Genomic DNA, 11,117 nt, shown 5'->3' with positions numbered 1-11,117 from the left:
TGGGTTCGTCCTGAACATATAAAAACCTTCCTTCGGAATTGTTTTATTCCGAATTCAACAAAAAAGGCTGTTGACCCTTCTTTGTCAACAGCCTCAGCCGAGAAGAATCTTCTCGGCTGTCATTTAGTCTTATTCTCCTGTTTCAGCAAATTTTTTGATGCGCGCGCCGATTTCATCGCGAACATGACGGAATACCACTAATTTTTCCTCCTCGGTTCCTTCTGCCTTTGCCGGATCATCAAATCCCCAGTATACGCGTTTCACATTTGGCGGGGTTACTGGACAATGGTCCGCTGCATGACCACATAATGTTACTACCAAATCCGCTTTATTTAACATTTCCGGATCAATGATATCCGATGTCTGGTTGGAAATGTCAATTCCTACTTCTTTCATGACTTTTACTGCGTTTGGATTTAATCCGCGCGCTTCAATACCAGCGCTGTACACTTCCCACTCGTTGCCAAGATATTTTTTTGCCCATCCTTCTGCCATTTGGCTGCGGCAAGAGTTTCCTGTGCATAAGAAGTAAATGATCTTTTTGTTTTTCATGTTTCATTCCACCTCTGTTGTTAGTATGATACTGATTCTGTTTTAAAGTATTTTCGTTGAAACCATAACGCCACGTTGACTAACGCAATCATGACAGGTACTTTCACAAGCGGTCCAATACGAATCTACTCTGCTATTCCATCGGAAAATCCCGATGAAAATGAATCTTACCGTTTTCATCACGAATTTCAACCGTCACTTGTTTTAATCCTGGATCAACCTTGAGTACACCAAAATTAAAGAACCCACTTTCAGCATACAGTTGCTCCGGCCCAAATGTAGGATCAAGTGTTGACGGCTGACCCAGGCCCGCACCGATCGGTCCGCTTACTAGTTCACGATAATCAATTGTGCCGTTATGGTCAGGGTCATACTGGATAATATCAGCAAAATGAACATCAGCTGTGACAAAATACACGTTTTTCATTCTCGATAATAAATTTAGAAATCTCCGCAAACTCATGTTCATACCCTGTTTTATCGTTCGGATTGATGTTGTCGCCAGTGGCCCGCCAATTTGGATTTGAATTAAGCAAAAACAAGTTTCGTGTTGGACAACCGGTAGAATTTCACGTTACCAGCGAAGATGTAAATCATGGGTTTGGAATTTATGATGAGAAACTGCAATTAATCGCCCAAACTCAAGCAATGCCGGAATATACCAATACGATCTATTATACGTTTAAAAAGCCGGGCAAGTACCAAGTGTTATGCATGGAATATTGCGGAATCGGCCATCATGCGATGATATCGACGATTGAAGTATTGCCAGCTCAAGGAGAATAGGGGAGAATGTGATGGAGAAGAAAGTGCGGACGATGATATCGCTTTATATGATAATTAGCGGCATCGTGATTCTATTGATGATGATTTTTGGCTTGTTGATGCTGCTTGAGCAAGGGAAAATGATTTCTATCGGACAAGACGTGTTTTACAAAGTAATGACCGCCCATGGTACATTTATGGTCGGTGTTGCCGCTTTTGCCGCTTCGGCTATTATGTGGTATTTCTTGAGACAATATGTGAATCTATCCTTTCCCGTTTTTGTAAGCCATTTCATTCTCTTTTTAATAGGAGCGTTGATAACCTTCATCAGCATCTTTACGTTTGATTTCGCGGGCGCCTGGACGTTTCTATACCCTCTGCCGGCGATGTCAGCAGGCATGTGGGGAAAAGCAGGGGCATGCTTATATTTGCTCGGCATGCTCATTATAGGAATCGGTTTTTTGCTCTTTTATTTAGATTCAGCACGGGCGATTATTCAAAAATATGGAAGCCTTGGAAATGGGCTTGGCTGGCCGCAAATTCTTGGAAAAGCAAAAGGATACGGACCGCCTCCTGCCGTAGTAGCTAGCACGATGGTTTCTATCGTTAATATTATCTCGTTAACTGCAGGGGCCATTGTTCTTGTAATGAGCTTAATTAATTTGTTTCAACCATCTATCAAAATCGATCCGCTTTTAGCGAAAAACTTAATTTATGCGTTTGGCCATATGTTTGCCAATTCTGTTATTTATATGGGCGTCATCGCTGTGTATGAAATTCTTCCTAAATATACAAACCGCCCGTGGAAATCTTATAAAATTTTTTTGATTGCATGGAATATGTCAACATTCTTTACGATTATCATTTACCCGCACATCTGTTGATGGATTTTGTGATGCCAAAATGGATGCTTATTATCGGTCAAGTATTTTCTTATTTAAATGGATTGCCTGTCCTTGTTGTTACCGCCTTTGGTGCCTTAATGATTGTTTACCGTTCGGGCATTAAATGGGATATGGCTTCAAGCTTCATCTTTCTTTCCATGTTCGGCTGGGTATCAGGGGTTGTTCCAGCCATTGCTGATGCGACGATTGCTATCAACCATGTCATGCATAACACGAAATGGGTGCCGGGACATTTCCATATGTATATGGGGCTGGGTGCCGTTTCGATGTTGTTTGGGTTTATGTACTATCTTGTAAACAATGAGAGACGGGCAGTAGGAAATATCGACATCCTCTCGTTTTGGGTATATATGATTTTCTTTTTCGGTTTATGCGGAACGTTCTTATTTTCCGGAAAAGTAAGCGTCCCAAGACGATGGGCAGTGCATTTTCCGGAGTGGGTTCCTTACGACCGTATGGGAGCAGTGTTTGCAGTATGCCTAATTGCCGCAGTTGCGACATTTGTATATCGGTTTGCCTCTTCGCTCATTCGGGTGCCTGTCAAAAAAGAAATTGGGTCGGATCCATATGCGTAATATCATGGCAACGATCCTTGCACTTGGGCTAGGTATTTCGTTGCTTTGGTGGGGGACAGACGGGTTTCAAGCGTTTACAAGCGAAGCCGCCCGCCGCTTAGAAGTGTTAAAAGAACCGAAAGCGATTCCTTCTGTTCGGCTTGAAGATCAAAAAGGCCAGTCCTTTTATTTGCATGATTATCGCGGCAAATTAGTTTTGGCGACGTATATCTATACGAGATGCGGAGACGTCTGTCCGATTGTGGAAATGAATTTTCGCCGTGTATATGAAACGATTCGTGATGAATATTTAGGCAAAAACATCGTCTTTTTAAGCATCAGCTTCGATCCAGAACATGATACGCCTCACGTCTTGTACGAGCACGCCGAACATTACCAGGCGGACGGCACTCGTTGGCGCGTCGCCCGAGTGCCAAATCCAAAAGAACTGAACATCCTGCTAAAAACAATGGGAGTCATTGTCATCCCAAATGGAGCGGGGGGATACGAACATAATGCCGCTTTTTACCTCATCGATAAGCAAGGACGGCTGGTCAAAATTTTTGATTATAATGCTCCAAAAGTGGTCGGTGCCGAAATTAACCGTTTGATTGCCGCCAATGCGTTGATTTTGAAACGTTCGGAGTGATCGACAATGAACCCGAAACTATATCTGATTGGCAGTGCTGTTTTGATGATTCTGCTTGTGCTGCCGCCTATTTTAGATCGCTAAGAGTCGTCAATGATCGGAGTGATGATCGTTCAAATTCCGCTGCTTGTCACAGCCGGTTATTTGGCAGGTGTGGTGATCGGTCAGAAGCTGCAAAGAAAATCAGGCAGCTGGAACGCTAACGGCATACCAGGCCTCCTTTTTGGATTGTTTATTCTTTTCTTTTGGATATTGCCGCGGTCGGTGCCGAAGTGGCAGCTGCTTGGCGGGGTGCTCGGGGCGTTTTACGTGTTTGTCATGGTGCTTATCGTTCCAAAAGTCGGGGTCGCTACTTCTATTATGGCCGTTGTCGCCGGACAGTTGGTGATGAGTTCCATCATCGATCACTTCGGCTTGCTTGGCGGGCAGCAAATTCCTTTTGACATGAGAAGAATGACGGGAATCATACTATTGTTTTGCGCATTATGGCTGTTTTATAAAAAATAATATGGTATGTGTGTCTGCTGGTTAGCCAAGCAGTTTTTTTTGTAAACATACCGTGCTCGTTTCCAATCCGCCGCTTATGTTTAGTTTTTTTTTATTGGTTTATACTAACAAAAGCAGTTTAATCACACTAAAGGGAAGTTGAGGTTCATGAAAAAGATATGGAATCTTTATGTTCACGATATGAAGCAAATAGCAACAAACTGGGTAGCGGCGGTATTGGTAGGCGGATTGCTTCTTCTGCCATCGTTTTATGCGTGGGTGAATATTGAAGCTTCTATTGATCCGTATGCCAACACAAGAAACATTAAAGTAGGAGTTGTCAATGAAGACAAAGGGGCAAAAATTCAAGGACATGCGTTTAACGCCGGAAAAGAAATTGTCAGGGCGCTACGAAACAATCATGACTTAGGCTGGCAATTTGTTGGCAAACAAGAAGGAATGAAAAACGTCCGCTATGGCGATTATTTTGCGACGATCGTCATTCCAAGCGATTTTTCAGAAAAATTGGCTACCATTGTGCAAGATAGGCCGGAGCAGGCCGTCATTCATTACTATGAAAATGACAAAAAGAACGCGATTGCGCCGAAAATCACATCCAAAGGAGCAAGCACCATCACCGAGCAAGTAAGCGATCAATTTGTCGCTGTTGTCAACAGCGTTTTGTTTTCTATCTTTCATGAAGCGGGGGTGGCATTAGAACAACAGCTGCCAGATATTCGCTATTTTGAGACCCTGATTTTTCAGCTGCAGACGAAGCTGCCGGAAATCAAGCGGCTGTTAAACCAATCGATGTCCAACGCGAAAGAGGCGGAACGGCTCGTCAATAAAGCGGAAAAAACGCTTCCTGAAGCGAAACGGATCGTCAACAGCGGCATTGCGTTTCTTGATGAAACGAATCAGTTTCTCACGAAAGCGGAAGCAAAAGCAAAGACATTGACGCCGCAAATCGCGGAAAATTTGCGTACGCTGCAGCAAATCGCCATGTCCATCTATGCCGCAACTAACAAGCTGCAAGAAAACCTTTCCCTTGCTCAGCAGCGGCAATGGCTTTCCGACGTGCAGAGCATGGCCGCAGCTGGGGAACAAATGGCAGATGAAGCTCAAACACAGCTTCGCATATTCAATAACATGATCGAAAAGAGAGCTTTCTCTCGCACGGCTTCCGCCAATATGGAACAATTGTCCGGCCGTCTGACAGGCATAAAATCCAATTTAAGAGAAGCACAGCGCCTTGCCAAGTTAGCGTACGAGCAAAGTGAAAACGGGGCGCAGCCAGGCAACCATCTTCTCACCGACCTAAATGAGCGGGCGGCAGCTGCGGTTAAGCAAGTCGATCGGGTGATGAATGAATATGAGCAACATATCGCACCACTCATGAAAGAAAAAATGAACGAAACGAAGCAGACGCTTCAAGACGCCCGTCGCATGCTCGCGGACATCGCCAACACCATTCTGGAATTAGAGCGGTTTCTTCAGCACGCCGGCAGCGGTCTCAAGCAGGGGGAAGAAATGTTGCAGACGGCAAGCGATCAGTATCCGTTTCTTGCGCGGAAAGTCAACGATATCGCTTCCTTTCTTGTAAAATTGAAAAAAGAGACAAACATCTACGACATCATTCGTTTATTAAAAAATGATCCAAGAGCAAAAGGTGAATTTTTGGCCCATCCCGTCGACTTAAAGACGCATAGATTGTTTCCGCTTCCGAACTATGGATCGGGGATGAACCCGTTTTATACCGTCTTGTCCATATGGGTGGGCTGTCTGCTGTTAGTGTCGTTGCTTTCTACTGAACCTTATGAGGCAGAAGGGTATACCAGCAGAGAAATTTATTTTGGCCGGCTGCTGACGTTTTGGACATGCAACAGTATTCAGGCGCTTATTGTCACGTTAGGAGATGTATTTCTTTTAAAGAATATTTATATTCGTGACTCCGGATGGTTTATCCTCTTTGGGCTGTTATGCAGCTTTGTGTTTATTGTCATTGTCTTTACGCTCGTATCAGTATTCAGCGACGTCGGCAAGGCGCTGGCCATCGTCCTGCTCGTTTTCCAAATCGCCGGAGCAGGGGGGACGTATCCGGTTCAGCTTATTCCGGAATTCTTCCAAAACATCAACCCGTTTTTGCCGTTTACGTATGCGATTGATTTGATGCGCGAAGCAGTCGGCGGCATTGTGTGGGGAAAAGTGAAAAACGATGCGGTTCGTCTCATGATGTTTGCCGTCCTGACTCTCTTATTAGGTACGCTTCTGAAAGAACCGTTGAACAAATACATGCATTCGCTGCATGCGAAAGCGAAAAAAAGCGGATTGTTTCATTAAACCATGCGGCATAGGCAAAATGGCCGCCTGGCTTTTTTGTTTATATCCGATGACGCCATCGATGGGAAACAGAAACAGCCAGCGCGGATATAGACGCTGTTTTAAAAAAATAGATTCGTTACGGCGGAAGGCACGGATTTGATTCGTGCCTTTTTTCATGACGAAGTTGCAAATGATTTGACAAATGAATGCATGTATAATATCCATCTTGGAATGCGGCTTTGAAAACGAACCGGACCAAACGGTATAAAGGTTAACTTTAGTGGGCTACACCATTAAAGACATCGCGTTGAGGGCTGGTGTTTCGAAGTCGACGGTTTCGCGCGTCATTTCGGGAAAAGGGGTTGCAAGTCCAGAGAAGCGTGAAAAAGTATTAAAAGTGATGAAGGAGCTGCAGTATAAACCAAATGCCTTGGCAAGGGCGATGGTTTCGCAGCGGACGAACAATAATAGGCGTAGTGATTTATCATTCACGTTCTCCAATGGCTTCGCATCCTATAATTTTTCTTGAAACATGCTCATTCTCCTGCTTTTCCAAAAGTTTGTTATTCTACAGTAACAGATAGTTAAAGATGGAAACTTCTTGTATACTAAATACGTATAACCATTACGTCGATGGATTGTTTTTGTTTAAGGGGGATAGAGAAATCATGAATGGAGAACCTAGAAAAAGAATCTCCGAACGAGCATTATCGGTATGGCGGATATACGGCATGATTGGATTGGCTGTTTCTTTTGCCGCTTTTGCCGCTGTCATTGTCCTGATTATCATTTTTGACGGGCCGAAATGGATTATTCCTATCTTGATTCTTTTGTTTATAGGAGAAGGTTATTTGTTCCTCTTTTTTATCCCAAGATTACGCTGGCGGCGCTGGCGCTATGAAGTGCGTGAGCAGGAAATCGAGATTCAACAAGGTTTGTTTACGGTAAAGCGAACGTTGATTCCAATGATTCGCGTGCAGCACGTCGATTCTAAGCAAGGGCCATTGTTCAAAAAATATAAACTGGCCTCCGTAACGATTTCGACAGCCGCAACGGTGCATGAAATTCCGGCACTCGATGAAGAGGAAGCAGAGGAGCTGCGCTATTCTATTTCCAGGTTGGCAAGGGTGGCGGATGACGATGTCTGAGAAAAAACGGCTTCATCCCATTTCTGTTATCGTCAATATTGTTAAGCAATTGAAAGACGCGTTTTTTCCGCTCCTCCTTCTCGTCATAGTCGGGAATAGAACCATTTCCATGATGTGGGATATCGCCGTGCCATCGGCAATTGGATGGCGTTGGGCACCCGCTTTTTCAGCCATTTTTCAACGACGCTCAGGACGTAGGCCGCCACAAACACGGGCAGAATCTGGCCCTGGTAACCCACTTTTTCGATCTGGAAAAGGCCGAGAATGTCGAAATAGGGAATCTCCCCTTCGATTCCCGCCGCCGCCTTTCCGTAATTCCAGGCGTTCAAGAGGTCGGGATGAACCAGAAGCAGTCCCAACACGATTCCCAGGATTTCCGAGCCTCCGAACCGTTTTGCGGCGGACCAACCGACGATGGCGGGGAGGAAGACGAAGGCGGTGTTGGCCATCGTGTTGATGAGATCCCACAGGCCCTGGAGATCGGGGTAGGCTTCCAGCAGACTTTTGTCCTCGATAAACAGCCCTTCCGCCCCGATCAGGTTGTTGATTCCCATCAGCAGACCGGCGGTGATGATGGCCGGCAAAATGGGCATGAACACATCGGAAAAGGTTTTGATCAATCGCTGGAATGGATTCAGTTTTTTGGCCCCCACCTCTTTCACGTCCGAGACGGTGGCGGTTTCAACGCCGGCCAGTTCCACAAATTCCTTATATACTTTTTCCACCTCGTTGGGTCCGATGACGATTTGAAAAACGCCCGCATTGGTGAAATGTCCCTTTACCAATTCCACCTTTTGCAGCTTGTCCGCATCGACTTTTCCCTCATCCTTCAGCACGAGCCGAAGCCTCGTCACGCAATGGGCCGCTTGGACGAGATTCTCTTTTCCCCCGATGCCTTGCAGGATTCCTTCGGCGATTCGACGGTAATCCTTGGACATATCCATCCTCCTTTTCTGTGACTTCAGAAAGCCCGGCGACAGGATGTTTTTTGGTGCGGAAAAACAAAGGCATTATGCCCTAAAAAACGCCCAGGGTCAACCGGGGGGAGAAATTGCCGCGCCCCCCGTCTTATCCAGTGTAGGGAACACCGGGGGAAATTATGTGATTATATTCACAATAATAGCTGTTTGGTGTAACCGTTTTTTTACATTTCGCGAAGGAGAATAATTCGATATTTACTAGGTTATTGACAATAAGAAAATCGGAGGGATTTTCGGAGGGAGAGGATGCAACGTCAATTTATTGTGAAATAGTTCACGATTTGTTCAACCCTTTCGGCCCTTGCGCGACTTATAATGAAAGTGCGGAAGGGACTAACTTTTAGCTGTCATGGTTAGACTCGGAAAAAGGGGGGGTGAACATGAATCGGCGTTATTGGGTGGGTTATGCCGCTGTGTTTTCGATGATCTGGATCGCAACGGGATTGTTTTCCGTCATCGAGGGAGGGCCGCAGTCGCAGGCGGTGCTGGTTTTCAGCTTCGCCTTTGCGCTGGTTCTCATTGCGGCGACCTGGCTGAGCAGCCGGCTGCTCGCCCATATTCGTCGATTCGAAGCCAAGCGGGATGCCCTCTATCGACGCGGGAAGTGATTTCGGTATCGAATGCTGTGAATGAAGGAGGAGTTTGCCATGTCCGAGCCGATCCGACTGATCATCTTGTGCAGCTGGGGAGCGACCTCCAGTCAGCTGGCCAAAAAAGTGAAGGAGGCGGCGGACAAGCGGGGAATCGAATTGACGGCCGATGCGGGCGGAACGGGCGAATTCAAAAAGAAAGCCGACCAGTATAATGTCGCCCTGCTGGAGCCCCAGGTACGCCATCTGAAGAAGGAAATGGAGAAAATCGCTGAAGAACACGGCATTCCCCTGGAAATCGTCGATCAAAGGGCCTTTGCCCTGATGGACGGAGACAAGGTGTTGGATCAAGTCCTGACGATGATGAAAGGGAGACGGGAACCATGAACATCATGAATTGGCTGGAAAACCGGCTCATGGAACCCCTTGGGCGATTGGCCCAAAACACCTATCTCCAAGCAATCCGGGACGCCTTCGTCATTTTTGCGCTGCCGGTCATCCTGACGGGTGCGATTTTTCTCATCATCGCCAACCCGCCCACCTCGATTGAATGGGCGCCGATCCAGGCCTGGGCGAACGCGGTCGAGCCGATTCAGGCGCAGATCCTGTTCCCGTTCCAGCTCACGTTTGGCATCATGGCCGTCACGGTCGCCTTCGGCATCGGGTACAGCCTCGGCGAACGCAGGGATGTGGATTCGGTCATGGCGGGAATCCTTTCCATGCTCGCCTTTTTGATGACCGCCTTCCCGGTGGAGGACATCACCAAGATCCCCTTCGGAAAGATCTTGGATTATCTCGGCGGCCAAGGATTGTTCGTCGCCATCCTTTTGGGGATCCTGACGACCGAGGCGATGCGCTTTCTCATCAAACGGGGATTCGCCTTTGAATTGCCGGCGGGAGTCCCTCCCTATGTCATGCGGACCTTCCGCGTTCTGGTTCCCTTCATGGTGATTTTGCCCGCCGTCTGGATCCTGGAATGGATCGTCTGGGCCAATTTCGGCATCACGATCCCGCAGGCCGTGCTGGAGTTGTTCAGCCCCCTCGTCGCGGCATCCAACTCCTATCCCGCCGCCCTCGGCATGATCCTGTTGATGATGGTCCTTTGGGGGATGGGAATTCACGGAATGAACGTGGTTTCTTCCGTGGCGTATCCCTTCTGGATGACTCAGTTGGCGGAAAACGCCGATGCCGTCAGCGCCGGAGCGACCGCCCAGGGAATCGTGACGGAGCCCTTCTTCCACATGTTCGCCCATATCGGCGGGTCCGGGGCAACCTGGGGACTGGTGATCTTCATGCTGCTCTCGCGTTCCCGCCAATTGAAGGAAGTGGGAAAAACCGCCTTGATACCGGCGGTCTTCAACATCAACGAACCGGTCATCTTCGGACTGCCGATCGTGTTGAACCCGATCATGTTCATTCCCTTTGTTCTCGGGCCGGCGGTCATTGTGACGATCAACTACATCCTGTTCGCCACCGGAATCCTGCCGCCGGTGATCATTCAACCACCGTTCACCGTCCCGATTTTCCTCGGCGGATTCATCGCCACCGGCGGGTCCGTCCTCGCGGGGCTGGTCCAGGTGATCGACGCCGTGATCGCCGCCCTGATTTACTGGCCGTTCTTTAAGCGGTACGAAAAATCGCTGATTGAGCAGGAACAATCCGCCCAAACGGGCTGAGCAGACAAGGAGTGACCCCATTGGATCTGGAACAAGCCATTTTCCATCTGGTGCTTTATGGAGGAAACGCCCGCGGGAAAGCGTATGAAGCGCTGGACGCGGCGGAGGAGTTCCGGTTTGAAGATGCGGAGAAGCTTCTTCAGGAAGCGGAAGAGGAATTGATGAAAGGGCACAAGTGGCAGACGGATTTGGTGCAGTCGACGGGGGATAATCCGCCGAGTTTTCTCGCCATCCACGCCCAGGATCACCTCATGACGGCGCTGGCGGAATTGAACCTGGTCAAGCGGTTCGTGGAAAACTACCGGGTGATCGACGATCTGAAGAAACGGGTGGAAAAATTGGAGAATCGGTGACGCGAAAAGGGCGGGTATTCCGTCATCGGCTTCGGCGGCGGTGGCGGGGACCTGCCTTTTCAAGAAGTAGAGGCGGCCATCGGCCCGCCCGCACCCGTTGAGGGAAGCGATCAAAGAATCAAAGAGAAGGGGAGGAG

The 11,117-nt window shown here is 47.7% G+C and carries 12 protein-coding genes and 2 pseudogenes; 11 read left to right on the top strand and 3 right to left on the bottom strand.

Translation table 11 applies throughout. The features are described 5' to 3' along the window. Positions 1-129 precede the first annotated feature (129 nt). Together arsC and CLV97_RS04360 are read right to left on the bottom strand one after the other, a co-directional pair. A complete protein-coding gene (arsC, locus tag CLV97_RS04365) occupies positions 130-552 on the bottom strand; it encodes an arsenate reductase (thioredoxin) (protein WP_106344295.1) in 423 nt (140 codons plus the stop codon). 133 nt (positions 553-685) lie between these two features. Further along, a complete protein-coding gene (locus tag CLV97_RS04360; protein WP_245891362.1) occupies positions 686-970 on the bottom strand; it encodes a hypothetical protein in 285 nt (94 codons plus the stop codon). 86 nt (positions 971-1,056) lie between these two features. Here CLV97_RS04360 and CLV97_RS04355 point away from each other — a divergent pair, with 86 nt between their 5' ends. The 7 genes and pseudogenes from CLV97_RS04355 to CLV97_RS04325 all read left to right on the top strand — a co-directional run bounded on the left by CLV97_RS04355 (position 1,057) and on the right by CLV97_RS04325 (position 7,381). Next, a complete protein-coding gene (locus CLV97_RS04355) occupies positions 1,057-1,338 on the top strand; it encodes a cupredoxin domain-containing protein (RefSeq protein WP_245891361.1) in 282 nt (93 codons plus the stop codon). Between the two features lie 11 nt (positions 1,339-1,349). After that, positions 1,350-2,797, top strand: a pseudogene (locus tag CLV97_RS04350) (cbb3-type cytochrome c oxidase subunit I). After that, on the top strand, positions 2,790-3,425 hold the full coding sequence (locus CLV97_RS04345; protein WP_106344294.1) for an SCO family protein: 636 nt from the start codon (positions 2,790-2,792) through the stop codon (positions 3,423-3,425). The pseudogene CLV97_RS04350 and the gene CLV97_RS04345 overlap by 8 nt, the downstream one beginning before the upstream one ends. Positions 3,426-3,518: 93 nt before the next feature. Next, on the top strand, positions 3,519-3,932 hold the full coding sequence (locus CLV97_RS18500; RefSeq protein WP_245891360.1) for a DMT family transporter: 414 nt from the start codon (positions 3,519-3,521) through the stop codon (positions 3,930-3,932). 147 nt (positions 3,933-4,079) lie between these two features. Then, the gene (locus CLV97_RS04335) at positions 4,080-6,251 is read left to right on the top strand and encodes a YhgE/Pip domain-containing protein (protein WP_106344293.1); all 2,172 of its coding nucleotides are present in this window, start codon (positions 4,080-4,082) and stop codon (positions 6,249-6,251) included. A 262-nt stretch (positions 6,252-6,513) separates the two neighbouring features. Further along, positions 6,514-6,762 (top strand): LacI family DNA-binding transcriptional regulator, encoded by a 249-nt coding sequence (locus CLV97_RS04330; RefSeq protein ID WP_245891359.1) that lies wholly within the window; start codon positions 6,514-6,516, stop codon positions 6,760-6,762. 139 nt (positions 6,763-6,901) lie between these two features. After that, on the top strand, positions 6,902-7,381 hold the full coding sequence (locus CLV97_RS04325) for a PH domain-containing protein (protein WP_017437209.1): 480 nt from the start codon (positions 6,902-6,904) through the stop codon (positions 7,379-7,381). A gap of 137 nt (positions 7,382-7,518) precedes the next feature. Here CLV97_RS04325 and CLV97_RS04320 read toward each other — a convergent pair. Continuing rightward, positions 7,519-8,319, bottom strand: a pseudogene (locus tag CLV97_RS04320) (PTS transporter subunit EIIC); the annotation flags it as partial. Between the two features lie 422 nt (positions 8,320-8,741). On the opposite strand from CLV97_RS04320, the gene CLV97_RS04315 reads away from it, so the two are divergent. Genes CLV97_RS04315 through CLV97_RS04300 form a run of 4 tightly spaced genes read left to right on the top strand, consistent with a single transcriptional unit; the run spans position 8,742 to position 10,980 of the window. Then, the gene (locus CLV97_RS04315; protein ID WP_092037883.1) at positions 8,742-8,969 is read left to right on the top strand and encodes a hypothetical protein; all 228 of its coding nucleotides are present in this window, start codon (positions 8,742-8,744) and stop codon (positions 8,967-8,969) included. Between the two features lie 39 nt (positions 8,970-9,008). After that, the gene (locus CLV97_RS04310) at positions 9,009-9,338 is read left to right on the top strand and encodes a PTS sugar transporter subunit IIB (RefSeq protein ID WP_092037884.1); all 330 of its coding nucleotides are present in this window, start codon (positions 9,009-9,011) and stop codon (positions 9,336-9,338) included. Further along, positions 9,335-10,627, top strand: coding sequence for a PTS sugar transporter subunit IIC (locus CLV97_RS04305; RefSeq protein ID WP_106344291.1), 1,293 nt, complete (start codon positions 9,335-9,337; stop codon positions 10,625-10,627). Before CLV97_RS04310 ends, CLV97_RS04305 begins: the two co-directional genes overlap by 4 nt. A gap of 11 nt (positions 10,628-10,638) precedes the next feature. Beyond that, a complete protein-coding gene (locus CLV97_RS04300) occupies positions 10,639-10,980 on the top strand; it encodes a PTS lactose/cellobiose transporter subunit IIA (RefSeq protein WP_245891358.1) in 342 nt (113 codons plus the stop codon). Positions 10,981-11,117: the final 137 nt, after the last annotated feature.

The organism is Planifilum fimeticola, from assembly GCF_003001905.1.
Lineage (GTDB): Bacteria > Bacillota > Bacilli > Thermoactinomycetales > DSM-44946 > Planifilum > Planifilum fimeticola.
Note: the sequence above shows the minus strand (reverse complement) of the source record. Positions and strands in the feature narration are given on the sequence as shown.